General features: G+C 64.9%; 11 protein-coding genes. 6 read left to right on the top strand and 5 right to left on the bottom strand.

Annotated features, from left to right (window positions below):
- The first annotated feature begins 14 nt into the window (after positions 1-14).
- On the top strand, positions 15-1,268 hold the full coding sequence (locus V7116_RS15490; RefSeq protein ID WP_324392853.1) for a peptidase MA family metallohydrolase: 1,254 nt from the start codon (positions 15-17) through the stop codon (positions 1,266-1,268).
- 326 nt (positions 1,269-1,594) lie between these two features.
- On the opposite strand, the gene V7116_RS15485 is transcribed toward V7116_RS15490, so the two are convergent.
- Together V7116_RS15485 and V7116_RS15480 are read right to left on the bottom strand one after the other, a co-directional pair.
- Positions 1,595-3,181: a hypothetical protein gene (locus V7116_RS15485; protein ID WP_324392852.1), complete on the bottom strand. Its 1,587-nt coding sequence runs from the start codon at positions 3,179-3,181 to the stop codon at positions 1,595-1,597.
- Positions 3,182-3,432: 251 nt separating this feature from the next.
- A complete protein-coding gene (locus tag V7116_RS15480; RefSeq protein ID WP_324392851.1) occupies positions 3,433-3,987 on the bottom strand; it encodes a hypothetical protein in 555 nt (184 codons plus the stop codon).
- 179 nt (positions 3,988-4,166) lie between these two features.
- Here V7116_RS15480 and V7116_RS15475 point away from each other — a divergent pair, with 179 nt between their 5' ends.
- Complete coding sequence (locus V7116_RS15475) at positions 4,167-5,126, top strand: SGNH/GDSL hydrolase family protein (protein ID WP_324392850.1); 960 nt, start codon at positions 4,167-4,169, stop codon at positions 5,124-5,126.
- A 435-nt stretch (positions 5,127-5,561) separates the two neighbouring features.
- On the opposite strand, the gene V7116_RS15470 is transcribed toward V7116_RS15475, so the two are convergent.
- Positions 5,562-5,948 (bottom strand): hypothetical protein, encoded by a 387-nt coding sequence (locus tag V7116_RS15470; RefSeq protein ID WP_324392849.1) that lies wholly within the window; start codon positions 5,946-5,948, stop codon positions 5,562-5,564.
- 117 nt (positions 5,949-6,065) lie between these two features.
- On the opposite strand from V7116_RS15470, the gene V7116_RS15465 reads away from it, so the two are divergent.
- Together V7116_RS15465 and V7116_RS15460 are read left to right on the top strand one after the other, a co-directional pair.
- Positions 6,066-7,832 (top strand): SH3 domain-containing protein, encoded by a 1,767-nt coding sequence (locus tag V7116_RS15465; RefSeq protein ID WP_324392848.1) that lies wholly within the window; start codon positions 6,066-6,068, stop codon positions 7,830-7,832.
- An 807-nt stretch (positions 7,833-8,639) separates the two neighbouring features.
- Positions 8,640-10,508 carry a hypothetical protein gene (locus V7116_RS15460; RefSeq protein WP_324392847.1) on the top strand — a complete coding sequence of 623 codons (1,869 nt, stop codon included), beginning with the start codon at positions 8,640-8,642 and terminating at the stop codon, positions 10,506-10,508.
- A 187-nt stretch (positions 10,509-10,695) separates the two neighbouring features.
- On the opposite strand, the gene V7116_RS15455 is transcribed toward V7116_RS15460, so the two are convergent.
- A complete protein-coding gene (locus tag V7116_RS15455; RefSeq protein ID WP_324392846.1) occupies positions 10,696-11,199 on the bottom strand; it encodes an arsinothricin resistance N-acetyltransferase ArsN1 family A in 504 nt (167 codons plus the stop codon).
- Between the two features lie 186 nt (positions 11,200-11,385).
- Between V7116_RS15455 and V7116_RS15450 the strand changes: the two genes are divergently transcribed.
- Together V7116_RS15450 and V7116_RS15445 are read left to right on the top strand one after the other, a co-directional pair.
- On the top strand, positions 11,386-12,927 hold the full coding sequence (locus V7116_RS15450) for a protein kinase domain-containing protein (protein WP_324392845.1): 1,542 nt from the start codon (positions 11,386-11,388) through the stop codon (positions 12,925-12,927).
- A 230-nt stretch (positions 12,928-13,157) separates the two neighbouring features.
- Positions 13,158-13,769, top strand: coding sequence for a hypothetical protein (locus V7116_RS15445; RefSeq protein WP_324392844.1), 612 nt, complete (start codon positions 13,158-13,160; stop codon positions 13,767-13,769).
- Between the two features lie 4 nt (positions 13,770-13,773).
- Here the strand turns inward: V7116_RS15445 and V7116_RS15440 are convergent, their stop codons facing one another.
- Entirely contained in the window at positions 13,774-14,664 is an 891-nt protein-coding gene (locus V7116_RS15440; protein WP_324392843.1) for a GNAT family N-acetyltransferase, read from the bottom strand.
- Positions 14,665-14,778: the final 114 nt, after the last annotated feature.

Below are 14,778 nucleotides of genomic sequence, written 5' to 3'. Positions count from 1 at the left end.
GGAGTAAACGATCGATGAAACGAGCGTTTCCGTTTTCCCGCACCCTGACCGTTTTGTTGGCGATGGCCCTGATCGCCGTCCTGGTGGGCGCCGCGGCCATGCAAGCGCTGGCACAGGGGGATGATCCCGCCAGCACTGCCGAGCCGGAAGTCACCGCCGCCGCCCCTGAAGCCGCCACCGAAGCCGCTTCCGACGTAACCTGGACCGTCAACGAGATGACGTTCCAGAGCAACTACCCGACCGGCTTCACCTTCACGATCGACCTCACCAGCAGTGCCGCGCCCATCGCGCGCGGGCGCGTCGTCTGGACGCACGCCGTCGGCACGAACTCCCAGCGCTCGCAGTCCGCCGAACTCGATCCCGAAACCGGCAAGCTGGTCGCGGATTGGGTCGTACAGGGTGGGGACGCCGTGCCGCCGTGGGTGGGCATCACCTACACGTGGCAGATCACCGACGAAGACGGCAATGCCTTCGAGTCGGAGCCGGAATACGTCGAATATGAAGACACCACGCGCGAATGGCTGCGCGTCGAGAGCGAAGACGTGATCGTGTTCACCGAGGGCCTGTCCGCCGAAGTCGGCCCGCTGACCGTTGACGCGATGGCCGAGCAGCGCGAAACGTACCGTCAGGCGTGGGGCGACCTGCTGCCCTACAAGCCGCGCGCGATCCTCTTTGGCGATCAGGACGCGTGGCTGGAATGGCGCAAGGGCCTGCAAAATCCGCGTGTGATCGGCACGACCGACGAGCACTGGGGCGCGACGGTCCAGATCATTTATGGCGGCGACATGGAAGATCTGGCCTACGGGACCGTGCCGCACGAAATCGGCCATCTCTACCAGGGCCAGTTCACGATCATGACGCCCGGCTCGTGGTTCATCGAGGGCAACGCGACGTTCTTCGAGCTTCACCAGCAGTACGACTACGAAGCCTCCGTGCGCGAAATGGCCGCCGCCGGAAACCTTCCGGCCCTGCTCGATGGAACCGGCCCCGGCGTCAGCGGCAACAACGCGCGGCGTGGCTACGACATCGGTTACACGTTCTGGCGCTGGTTTGTGGACAATTACGGCCTGGACGGCCACCGCGAGCTGATCGAGCTGCTGGATCAGGGCATCTCGCGCAACGAAGCGCTCCAGACCGTCACCGGGCTGAGCCTACAAGAGATCGAAAGCCGCTGGCGCACGTGGCTCGGCGCATCGCCCATCCCGCCGACGCTGTTCCCCACGCCGACCATGTTCTTCTTCCCGACCGTGACGCCCTACGGCAAGTAGCCCCCGGCGATCTTTCGGTTCCAGATCACGAAGGCGGCCCCATCAGGAGCCGCCTTTTGCGTTTCGAGCGTGAATACCGGTTAACAGCATGTGCTGCTCTTTAACTTTTAAATCCGGACAAAAAACAGGGTGGGTTAGAAACCCATGCGCATTAAGTTAAGCCCCATCACGGGAAAAATGGACTGCTGTGCTTTTCGTAGGGGCGATGCTTGCATCGCCCGTTAAGCGAAAAAACGGGTAGAGCAAGCTCCACCCCTACGGTTATCACCACTGGTGTTTTGGTTTGACGCCAGGGGAAACAATCCCATTTGATTCGTTGGCAGAGCCTACTGCGCGCCGTAGTAGCTCAGCAGCGTATCGCCCAGCAGCGGCAGGCACACCGTCAGATCGACCCAGTCGCCCGTCTGTGTGCCCGGCGGGCCAATGTTCCACAGGTGGAAGCCCCAGATATACGGGTCGTATTCGAGTTCCTGCGTGTACTGCGTCACGTCGCGTGCGATGTCCTGGCAGCTAAACTGGTGCCGCCCGTCGCCCGCGCCGACTTCGGTCAGGTACACCGGCACGCGGATCGCGTCCGGCAGTTGGGCCAGCAGCGCCGTGTAAAACAGGCGGTGGCGCAGCCCCAGGTAGATGCCCGATTCCGATACCAGCGTGGTCGGCTGGACGCCGTACGCGTGCAGCGCGACGCCGTGCATCCGGCCCGGCTGGCACGGGTGGTTGAGCGCGTACTGGTACACGGGCGCAAGCTGCGCGAAGGCGCTCACTTCCGGCTGTCCGGTCGTGAACGAGAACAGCAGCAGGCATTGGCCGCGCTCGCCCGCGATGCGCATCGACTCGATCGAGAACGACACCAGCCAGTCGATCGGGATGGTGTTGCACTCGTTCATCAGTTCGTAGTAATCGGCGTTGACCTTCGCCCAATAGGGGGCCAGCTCGTCCAGCCAGCGCTGCGCCTCGACGTCCGGCGCGTGCCAGACGTTCGGGCAGTCCTGGCGACCGTCGCCGTTCACCAGCGAGCGGTACACGATCGTCGTTTCGGGCGAGGCTTCTTTGACCGCGTTCAGAATATCTTCCGTGCCGCTGGTTCCCTTGACCGTGCCCAGCGGGTGACCCGCTTCTTCGAGCCGCGTCGCCAGATCGACCACCGGGGACTTCTGCGCGCCGACGATCAGGTGCAGCCCCATCTCGGTCAGGTTGGCGGGCGGGCCGATCGGCGCTTCGGCGGCCTCGGCTTCCGCGATCATCGCCACGGAAAACGTCGCATAAAGGATGTTGAGGTCGTCGATCCAGTAACCGCCGGTCTCCGGCTGGTCGAACACGAGCTGCTGCCCCGTGCTGACGCGGAACCGCAGCCGGATCACCTGCCCGCGATATTCGGTCAGGTCCACGGCGTGCATGGCCCAATCCTGATCCAGCCCGATCTGCTGATCGACCATGATCCAGGTCAGGCCGCCGTCGAGGCTGAGATCGACCGCGATGAAGTCTGTTTCGGGCAGCAAGCCCTTCTGGCGATAGGTGAGCTGCGTACTGAAGATGCCGGTCAGGTCGATATACGGCAAGTACGTCAGCGTGCTTGTGCTGTTGCGCCGCGTCCCGTCCATGAACCAGCCGGTCCCGTCGTAGGCCGACTGCGAATCGAGCCGCCACTGCCCGTCGTAAAACCAGCCCTGTTCGCTGTTGAACGTATCCGAGAACGGCAGGTGCATGACGACCGGCGACCCGTCCAGGTTCGCCAGGGGCGCGGGCGGCAGTTGGTTGCCCGCCGGGCCGGGGATCGCCATCACGACCGGCGTCGGCGTCAGGGCCGCCACCGGCGAATCGCCTTGCGCCAGCGTCGGCGGCAGGTGTATCGCCGTGACCCCAACGCCCAGCAGCAGAAGAATAAAGAGAGAAGAAAGTAGTTTCGCCCGCATGACTTCGCATTTTATCATGATTCATTCTTCTGCGCGTATAGGCCATTCGGGCTGGCAGGCGGTAGTCGGGATGCATTCAATTTTCGCAGGCGGTAACGTGGAGATTTACAGGTTAAAACTCGTTAACCTGCACGATTCTTGCATGCCACCGGAAGTTAAACGTTTTTAAACGCTCTGCGATCTACAAAAACGGAATAATGGAGCATGAGGGCGAGCACAAAACGCCTCGCCCCCGGCCCTATCCGGTTCCTCTACACCCGCGCCAGCCACCGGTCCGCCGCACGCGGAGACCGCAGCCGCACCACCGTCAGGTGCGCGTACTCCGGCGACGCGATCAGCGCCTCGAACGTCCGGCGGCGGCTCCGGTAGGTGCGCAGCAGGAACAGAAACAGCGAGTCCCGGTCCCAAAACTGGCCGCGCCACGTTTCGCGGTTGCCGCCCCACAGCTCCTCCTGCGTGACAATCCGGCGCAGCGTGCGTTTCGTCAGGCGCCAGAACACGACCGGCAGCGGGTAATCGAGCCAGATCAGCGTATCGGCGCGGCCCCAGATCACGTCGCGCACCTTGCTATAATTGCCGTCCGTGACCCACCGCTCGCCGCTGAGCGCCTCCGCGACGCGCGCCCGGAATTCGTCGGTGGGCGGCATGGTCCAGTTTGGTCCCCAGTGCAGCGCGTCCAGTTCGACGCACGGAATGCCGCGCCGCTGGGCCAGCGTGCGAGCGAAGGTGGTCTTGCCGGAGCCGGTCGATCCGATCACGCTAACCCGCTGCCCGGCCAGGGGCGCAGGATCGAGCCTGTCGTGCACGGTTCTATCTCCTTTCGTGCCAATTCGGACTATGAAGCGCCCCCACACACGCGACCGTGTGCAATCGTGTGCGAAGCGTCAGGCAAAATGGGTGGCGTCCGCGCCCCGCCGCGCTATAACTTTACACGCTGCTGGATGCACGGTAGACTTCCCGCCAACTGCGGATAATGGAGACGAATATGTTCAAAAAGGCGTTTTACGCTGCCGGATGTGCCGCACTGCTGCTGATAGCCGCGCTGGCCTGGACGATGAGCGCCGGAAGCACGCCCGCTGCCGCGCAGGGCGATGCCACCGAGGAGCCAACCCTGGCCCCGGTCGTGGACCCGGTGCTGGGTGAGTTCGACCCGGCGTCGGTCGAGTCCATCGACCTGGCCGAGATCCCGATCCTGCCGGAGATCAGCGCGCAGGCGCGGCTGGTCTACGAACAGGGCATCGCGGCAGGCATGAACCCCGCCGTCTTCTCGAAGGTGGGCGACTGCATGACCGACACGCCGTTTTTCCTGATCGACATCGGCGACGGCAACTATGACCTGGGCGAGTACGAGGATCTCCAGCCGGTGATCGACCAGTATACGTCCAGCGACATCAACGCCTTCAACCGCAAGAGTCAGGCGGCGGCGGGCGGCTTCAACACCGCCAGCATCGTGGACAGCATGTGGGCCAACCCCGAATTCTGCGACTCGGGCGAGACGCCGCTGAGCTGCGAATTCCGCATCGCGCAGCCCAGCGTGGCGCTGATCATGTTCGGCACCAACGACGTGCAGTACCTCGACGCGTCGCAGTTCGATTTCTTCCTGCGCTCCATCGTCGCGGAGACGATCCGCAACGGCACGCTACCGGTGCTGAGCACCTTCCCGACCCGCCCCGAATTCCCGGAGCAGACGGAGCTGTTCAACAAGATCGTCGTCAAGGTGGCGCAGGACTACGACATGCCGCTGATCAATCTGTCGCGCGCGCTGGCCGATCTGCCGGACGAGGGCGTCGATCCGGTGGACACGACGCACATGACCACGCCGGAAGACGAGCAGGTCGCCCACTTCACCGACGAGGCGCTGCAATCCGGCTTCAGCACGCGCAACCTGCTGACGCTTGAGGCGCTTGACGCGGTGATGCAGGCCGTGAGCGCGGACGAAGGGTAAGAAAAACCCGAACGCATCGTAGGGGGCAATTCATGAATTGCCCCCTACGGGAAACCGTCGCGCAAGTAGGGGCGTATGCGATACGCCCCATGGGCACCAAGTTAACGGATGGACAGGCGTTTACTCCCTACGATGAACAGGCAATCAGGGAGCAAATCGTCAGGTCGGATGTGCGTAGGGGTAGGGTTTGCCCTACCCGGCTTTACTAGCAGCGGGCGGGGCAAGCCCCGCCCCTACGAAAAGCAAAATCGCCTATCGCGCTGCTGGCATGATTACCGTGCTGTATATGGGGCAGTTCGTGAACTGCCCCTACGGGAAAACCGTCGTAGTCGTTGGCGAGCGTAGGGGCGTATTGCAATATGCCCCTACGAAACACGCCGAACATCGGGCGGAGCAAGCTCCGCCCTTACGCAATGCAGGAGATCGGGCGGTGTGTTATTCTGCGCCGCAGACCTTCCACTCGCCGTCTTCCTTGACGGCCTTGTACGTGGTTTCGCTGAGGTCCTGGCTGCGCGTCTCGCCGTCATACTCGGCCACGATCTGCCCGGTGCAGGTCACCAGCGCGGCGTCGCCGTCGTCGCCGGACTTCTTGCACGACAGGTCCTGCACTTCCGCCTTGACCGAGCGGAACGAGAGCGCGTCCTGCGCGGCCTGTGCTTCAAAGTCTTTACAGGCGAGGCTCACCAGCTTGTCGCCATCGGCCCCGGCTTTCGCCTTGATGTAGGATTCGACGCTGTCCGCCGGATCGCCCTCACCCGCGCACGCGGCGGCAGCGAGGACAAAAATCACCATGAGCAAGAGCAGCGAAAGGATGCGGCGCATAAACGTACTCCTTCACTATCGACCGTTCCGCCAGAAGCCCTTATTATATAAGTGCCGGTCGGACAATCCCACCCTTTATTGCGACCTGACGGGGACCTTAACGGAGGCTATAAGATCATGACTGTGCGCAAAGGATGGAGTTTTATCGGATTGGCGGCGATTTTGCTCGCCGCCGCACTCACGAGTCAATTTGCTCTTGCGCCCGCGCCCCAGGCGGCGGCGCAGGGCGATGAAACGGATCAATGTCTGGCGCTGGTCGCGGATGCGACGGACGCGGCCAACGCGGCGTGCGCCGATGTCGCACGCGGGCAGGTTTGCGGCGGCACCTCCGGCGTCAGCGTAGACGGCGCGGGGATCGAAACCGTCGCGGCGGAAGCGGACTCTACCGTTACCGACCTCGCCGCGCTGCACACCATCTCGACCGATCCCGCCGATCCCGGTGCGGGCACGTGGGGCGTCGCGGTGCTAAAGCTGGCCGCCGACCTGCCTGCCGACAGCACCGAATCCGTGACAGCGATCCTGATGGGCGGCGCGGCGATGACCCGCCCGGCCCCGGATGCAGCCGGGGAAACGACCTCGGCAGGCCCCAGCCTGACCGTCACCAACAGCCTGAACGAGCCGATCAACCTGCGCGGCGGCGCGGGCACGACGTACGCGATGGTGACCCAGGCGCAGCCCGGCGACGAGATGACCGCCGATGGCCGCAACCAGGCGGGCGACTGGGTGCGCGTGCAGTACAACGGCACGACGGCGTGGGTCTTCACCCGCGTGATCTCGTGGGAAGGCGACCTGACCACGCTGCCGGTCCTGGCTCCCGACGACGTATCGTCGAGCACGGCGATCGTGGAAGTTTCGCCCTTCCAGATCTTCACGCTCAGCGGGACCGCGTCCGAAGCGTGCGCCGCGTCCGAACCCGGATTGCTGCTTCAGTTCACAGGCGAGGAACCGGTCTCGCTGATCATCAACGGGGCGACCGTCTCGTTCTCCGACGCGACGCTGCTGGTCACGGCCAGCGCAAACGGCTCGCTCGACGTGCGCGTGATCAGCGGTGAAGCGGACGTGTCGGCGTATGGCACGACGCAGAACGCCGCCGCGGGCAGCGCCGTCGCGGTGACCCTGGCGGGCGAAGATGGCCTGACCGCCGCGGGCGCACCGTCGCTTCAGGCGTCGTATGCCTTCGCGGACGTGGCGAGCGCTCCCCTGGGCCTGCTGCCGGGCGGCATGGCGTGTGTCGTCGGCGCGCCGGGCGGCTCGACCGACGTCGCGCTGCGCATCGGCCCCGGCGAACAGCGCGGCTCGATCGCGTACATGGACCCGAACCGCAGCTACAGCGTGCTCGGCTGGGCCAACGATCCCGACGGCGCGCCGTGGTGGGAACTCGACACGGGCGACCAGACGACCTGGGTCGCGCAGTCGGCAGTGGTGAGCGCGGGTGCGTGCACCGAAGTCGTGGAAGTCGAAGCGCCGCCGATGGTCTTTGCCGCACCGTCCGCCCCGACCGGCGACGGTGAAGTGCCGATGACCACGATCGAGGACCTCGCGCCGACGGGCAACTCCGTCTGGCAGATGATCCCCGGCTCGGACAACATGAGCGGCGACTGCTCCGGCGCGCCCGCGATCAATTTCTGCGACCACCTCGCGGCGATCCAGCCCGCGCAGGGCGGCATCATGTGGAAGGGCATGGAGGCCAGCCCGTACTACCTCCAGCAGATCCAGGCGAACGTTTACTCGTACGCCGGGCCGAACGTAGTCGGCACGGGCACGGTCAGCATGACGCTCACCTTCACCAGCGGCGACGCGCTGAAGATGACGCAGACGCTCACCCTCGCCAGCGAGCCGAACTGCCAGCACACCTACTACTACTCCGGCACGCGCAACTGGTAGCCATTTCCGGGCGCGCCTGACTCCGCGATCTATCGGGGGCAGTTCGTGAACTGCCCCTACCCGATCCGTTCACCAAGCGGATCGCGGACGTGGAGGACAGCGCCAATCCCGACAACAAGCCGAAGCCCGGCGATCGATACGGATCGCCGGGCTTTTTGCTGCGCGGCGCAAACGCGCTGCTTCGAGACGGCAGGGGCCGATCTGGGCGGCGGATACGGGCACGCAGCACATCGAGTACCTTTCGACGCACAAGGACATGAAGTTCTCCCAGGACTACGGCGTACGATACGCTGTGGCGCATCAACCAGCGATCGCTGTTCGTGCTGGACCGTGACAACGTCGTGCGCTACGCCGAATACGTGCCGGTCATGAACAACGAGGTGGACTTCGACGCCGCGCTGGACGTGGCGAAATCGCTGCTCTAGCGGCTGTTGTGAGCTTGCAGATCCCCTCTCCAATCAAGTTGGAGAGGGGAGGCAAGCCCTCTCAACAGGTTTTGCAGGGGGCGGGCCTGTGACCCGCCATGGAGTTAAAAGTTCAAAAGTGTGAAACCCGCCCCCTACCGATCTCAGCGTAATAAGTGATGAGGGGTCTATTTTCTCGCTCGAAAAGCGCATAACACGCTCCGGCGGCGATCGGTTCGGGGCAGCCTATGGCGGCGCGCTAATTTCAGCGCGCCGCTGTTTTTTAGATGCGCCGGGTCCGGTTTCCACAACGCGTCTCCTAGCAGACGGCTTGCATGGCGCGGCATGCCGGTGTACAACCGTGACCAGACGATCCGCCTCACAACCCAGGGAGAGACGCACTATGCCCGACATAAACGGTTACCTCGTCCCTGCTGAACGACAAATTCTGCTGCGCCATCACGCCCCGGTGCTGGTGCTCTTTCCAGAGGACCCCACCCACGCGCCCTATCCCGACGAAGGCGACGCGATTTACACCGTGCGCGGCGGCTACCATCCCCGCGCCGCAGAGCTAACGCTGGCCCGCGCCCGCGTGCGCTACCGCCGCCGCCTGCTGCTGCGCCGTCCCGACCTGCTGTTCCATCCCCGGCCATACGAGGAAGAAGTCCAGCGCGCGCGGCAGGGCATCAAGGCCGAAGACCTGCATGAGATGATGGCCGAGCATCGCAGCGATCCGCGTTACGCCGGGCTGGACGAGACGCAGATCCGCCCGGCCATGATGACGCGGCTGGCCGAACAGCGGCTGGCAAAACGCATGCGCGGCCTGGATCTGCCCGGCTTTCGCGGCTACAACCTCAAACACTGGCGGCTCTATTTCGAGTATCTGGTGAACGAAGCGCCGGAAAACTCGCGCTCTGTGATCTACGGGCGGCTGCTGCAAGGGCTGGCTCCCCTGGACCGCGAGACGCTTTCGCCGCTGACGGAAATCGCGCAGACCTCGACCTTCGGCCCGTACGACGTGCGGCGGTCGCGCGTGGCGCTGCAATACTGGATGCACTACTACTACGACGACTGGGCCAACCGCCACGAGGGCGACTGGGAATCGATCACGCTGCTGGTGGACCTGGAGCCGTGGGTGATCGAGGCCGGGCGCGAGCTGGGCGAAGAGGAATTACTGCGCGGCTGCGCCGTGCGCGACGTCGGTTACGCCTCGCACGAGGACGGGTACCGCCGCGCGTGGCAAGACGTCCAGCGCACCGCCGAGGGCCGCCCGATCGTCTACGTGGCGCGCGGATCGCAGGCGTCCTACTTCGCCTGGGCGTCGGAAGGCATCCCCACCTCGGCGCGCATCACGGCCATCGAAAAGGTGCTGGCGGGCATCGGCTCGCTGGTGAAGGGCAAGCGCATCTTTGGCCGCCGCTGGGACGCGCAGTTCGGCGCGCGCCTGACAGGACGCGATCCCAAAAACACCGATTGGGTCGCCGCCGATCCCGACGCGGAGAATCGCCTGTCGCCCCTGAGCGGCGATCCGGTCGAGCGGCTGGTTCCGCGCGCCTGCCGGGGCGTGCGGCGCGTGCCGGATTTTGGACCGGACGCCGGGCTGGACAGCACGACCTATCACCTGGAAACCGAGGATCTGTTCTGGCTGGAAATGGTGCAGGAGTTCGGCATTCAGTGGGGCGAGGACTATTTCATGCCCGGCACCAAAGGCCCCGGCGGCACCAGCAAAAAGCAGCGCGACCACCAGCGCCGCGCGATCAACAGTCTGGCGCGTGTCGAGATCGCGATCAACGACGCGCTGATGGGCTTGATGGCGCCCTCTCGCGCCGCCGCGAACGCCGACCAGCAGACGCTCAGCGAGCTGCTCGCGCCGCTGCGCCCGAACGTGCTCAAGGAGATCAACTGCTTCCCCGATTCGATTCAGGGCCCCGTTTACCAGATGTGGTCCATCATGCTGCGGCTGTATCCCGACGACGCGTGGCAGGGCGGTCCGGGCCTGCCGACCCGCCTCAAGATCGGCTGGTCGCGCGGGCAGGGGCCAAAACTGGACCGGGACGATCCGGTGTTTCACCTCAAGACGCTGCTGGCCCAGGTGCGCCGCGCGCGCTACGAGATCCAGCACGAAGGCTCAAAGTGGGATAACCCGTTCGCGTGGACGCACTACGTCTGCCGCGCCGACACGTTTTTCTACGGCGTGAACCAGAGCACCGAGCCGCCGCGCCTCGACCTGGATCTGTTCGACTGCTCCGACGTCACGCGCTCCGCGCTGTGAGAGGGGAAACACACGAATTCTCCGGTGAATTTGTAGGGGCGGGTTTGTAACCCGCCCGCTGAGAGAAAAGTCGGGTAGGGCAAGCCCTACCCCTACGGTGTCGATCGCTCGCGCCTAGCATTGACGCCAGAGAAACAGTTCCGGTAGGGGCGTATAGCAATACGCCCCTACGCGCGCCGCCTGCCGTTCACGTCAGATTGCGGGGCAGCAGCCGCTCCACGATCACCACGTCACGCCAGACGCCGTCGAGCTTGCCGTGTTTCTCATAGATGCCCACTTCGCGGAAGCCGCAGCGCTGGCACAGCGCGCGTGAGGCGGCGTTTTCCACGAAAATGCGCGACACCAGCTTCCACAGCCCCGCCTCTTCGCACGCGTCGATGAACGCCAGCATAAGCTGCTTGCCGATGCCCTGCCCCTGGCGGTCGTCATCGATGTAAATCGAAATCTCCGCGATGCCCTCGTAACACGCCCGGCTGCGGTACGTCGAGGCCGACGCCCAGCCCACGATCTGCCCGTCGTCTTCCGCCACCAGCACGGGATGGAGCGGATCGTCCAGCCACATCAGGATATCGTCTCCGGTGCGCAGGCGCGTCTCGAACGTGGCCGTGCGGCGCTGGATGCCCACGTTGTAAATCGCCGCGATCACCATCGCGTCACGCGGTTCGGCAGGGCGACTTTGAATCACAGGCATAGTGGTCCCTCCTTGGGATGCCCCAACCCTTACCAGACGCAGTATACCGCCGCTTGCCTTGGGGGAATTTGTCCAGTTCGTCCAGTCCGCGCCGGGTGGCCGCGCCCGGTCCCGAACGGTATTGCGTATCCCCTCTGTCGCTTGTAAACTCACTACGGGTTTATGCTGTCAGGGGAGCCGCCAGGTATGCTCGGACGCAAGCTGAACGACCGTTACGAAATTCAGGCACTGGTAGGCGAAGGCGCAACCGCCGCCGTGTATAGGGGCCTGGACCTGCGCTTGCAGCGCACGGTGGGCATCAAGCTGCTGCTGCCCTATGTGGACAGCACCACCCGCCAGCGTTTCCAGCGCGAGGCTTTTTCCGCCGCGCAGCTCAACCACCCCAACATCATGGGCATTTACGATGTCGGGGAGGAAAAAGACCAGAACTTCCTGATCGTGGAGTACGTCGAGGGCGAGCCGCTCTATTCGTTCATCCCCTCCCCGCCGCAGGTCGTGGCAGAGTACGGGCGGCAGATCTGCCTCGCGCTCGATTACGCGCACCAGAAGAACGTCATCCACCGCGACATCAAACCGGCCAACATCCACATCACGCCGTCCGGGCAGGTCAAGATCATGGACTTCGGGCTGGCGATCACGCCCGACAGCAAACGCCTGACCGCGATGGGCCGCATCATCGGCACGCCCGCCTACCTGTCGCCGGAACAGGCGCAGGGCCTCAAGCTCGATTACCGCACGGACCTCTATTCACTGGGCATCGTGCTGTACGAGCTGGCGACGGGCGTCCTGCCGTTCGACGCGGACGACATCGGCGTGCTGCTGCTCCAGCAGGTCAAAAAGACGCCCAAGCCGCCGAGCGAGCTGGCTCCCGAAATTCCGCCTGCGCTGGAAGCCGTCATTCTCAAGGCGCTGGAAAAAGAGCCGCAGAATCGCTTTACCACGGCGGGCGAAATGGCAGCAGCCCTGCAAATCGTTCTGGACGGCGGGGCCGACACGCGCACGACGATCCAGCCTGCTGCCGCAGAGCCGGAGTCCGCACCGCTATCCGCGCCCGCCGAGGCGCCGCACACCGGCCCGATCCGCGTGGTTCTGGCCGACGATCACCGCATCCTGCGCACCAGTCTGGCGATGTTCCTCGACGTGAACGACGACATCAACGTGGTGGGCGAAGCGGATAATGGCGATCAGGCGTTGGAGGTCGTGCGGGATCAACAGCCGGACGTGCTGCTGCTCGACCTGAATATGCCCGGCCTGGGCGGGCTGGACATTCTGCCGCAGCTCCGTTCGAACTGGCCGGACGTGAAGGTGCTGGTGCTGACCGGGCGCGACGAAGACGTGTACATTATGCGCGCGCTGCGCGCCGGGGCGCACGGTTACGTGCTGAAAACCATTGGCGAGGACGCGCTGGTCCAGGCAGTGCGCGACGTGGCGCAGGGTAATCTGGTGCTGGGGCACGGCGTGGCGGAACGTGTGGTGCAGGGCTTCGTGGGCCGCGCCGAGGTCACGTCGAACGTACTGACCACGCTGGAACACGCGATCCTCACCGGGATCGCCGCCGGGCAGACCAACGACGAGATCGCGCAGCGCCTCAAGCTCGATCCGCAGATCGTGGGCGAGGAGCTGATCGAACTGCTGGACCGCATGGGCACGGCCTCGCGCACGGAAGCGGCGCTGATCGCGCTGCGCCGGGGCTGGGTCGCGCTTGAGGATCTGCACAACATTAGCTGATCGGCGGCATCCGGTGGCCGGTGAAACCTCACCCCCGGCCCCTCTCCAACTTGATTGGAGAGGGGAGACAGGCAGCACCCAACGGGATTTTGTAGGGGCAGGTTTCTAACTTGCCCTGTTTTTTTCACCTGACCTTGAACTATCGATCCGTAGGGGCAGTTCGTGAACTGCCCCTACGAGAAATGCTCGTCTTTTTACCGGATGCATACCCGCATCGAACAGGACTCCCTATGCCCCCCTTCACCGGAACTCTGGCCTCTGGCGGCGATTGGTGCGTGCCCGCGTACGCGCAGGACATGCTGTGGATCGAAGGCGGCGGTCAGCCCGTGCAGGCGACCGGGCCGCGCGGACAGTTCGCGCTGGACGCCGCGCCGGACGAGATCGTGCTGGCGTGGGGACGCCCCGGCGGGACGCCGCTGGCCGTGTGGCGCGCGGGCGAGCCGGTGACGTGGGACGGCGAAGTGGCGCTGGCGGGCTTCGTGGAACGCATTCACGTGCTGGAAACGAACGAGATCGAGCTAGTGATCGCGGAAATCGAGGGATCGCTGCTGCCGCGCGGCTACCTGTTTTTGCCCACGCTGGAAGATATGCGCGAGAACCCATTCGCGCGTGAAGCGAACGCGGATCGACCCGCCGCGCTCAAGGCGACGTATCCCGTCGTCGCGCTGGCGGACTCGATCCACGCGGATTATCTGCATCATGCAATGGTCAGCGAGCTGTCGGTGGACTGCGGCGCGGCGCTCGGCCCGCACGAGGGCGGCTGGCATACGCTGATCGGGCTACCGCTGCTGGTCGAGCGGCTCTCGCTGCTCGCGCCCGACACCAAAGGCCGCCTGGGCTGATCGCTCAGCCCGTCGCGTAGGACGTGATGGACAGCTCCGCCAGCGGCTCGCCCTGCACCGGGAAGGCATCCCCGTAAATCATGCGCTGCGTGCCGGAACCACGCCGCAGGTTGTGCCGCTCTGCGATCTGCATCGCGCGCCCGTTGACGTCCGAGACATTCATCGTCACGTCCTGGCCCTGGAACTGTTCCAGCGCCGTACGCAGCAGCCGCTCGCCCGACTCGGCGGTGAGCGCCATCCACGGTCCCAGGTAGACCCCATGCCCGACTTCCTGCCGGGCCATCAAAAAGCCCTGAAGCCCGCCGCGCGTTTCATCCACCCACGCCATACCGGGATAATCCTCCAGCAGCTTCGTCAGGATGTGCGGGCGCGGGATGCCGTAAAGCTGCGTATCGAGCGCGATCACCGCGTCCAGGTCGCCCGCTTCGAGCCGCCGCGCACGCGGGCCGAGGTAGGTGCTGGCCCGCCCCTCCCACCGGTAATGTTTGTGCAGCGGGCGGAAATTCAGGCTTTCGTACAGGGGACGGCCCATGTCGCTCGCGTCGAGCATGATGCGCTCCGTGCCGCGTGCGATCAGGTAATCAAGCGCGGCGCGCATCAGCTGGCGACCGTAGCCGCGCTTCTGGCGATCCCCGGCGATCACCATCATGCCGATCCAACCCAGCGCCGTGCCGTAGGTCGTCGTGCTCACCGTGCCGATCACGCCGCGCCCCGGCTCGTCCAGCGCGAAGCAGCCTTCCGGCTCCCAGTACAGAATACGTTCCCAGCGCCGGACGTCCGTCCGCCAGCCCACGCTGTGCAGCACGTCCCCGGCAGCGGGGATGTCGTCGGCGGTCATGAGTCGCAGCACGGGGTCCGGCGCGCGCCGGGGTTCGTAGCGATCCTGCCAGTCCATGTGTCTCTACCTTTGTGGGAAACGATCGGGTTTGCCTCGCGCGGCGCGAGGATCATAGGCCAAGTATACCGCCGCCGATCAAAAAAACTCACCCCATTCTCGGCGAGAAAACGG

Source organism: Aggregatilinea sp. (assembly GCF_036822615.1).
Classification (GTDB): Bacteria; Chloroflexota; Anaerolineae; order Aggregatilineales; family Aggregatilineaceae; genus Aggregatilinea.
This window is presented reverse-complemented; position numbering and strand designations above follow the sequence as displayed.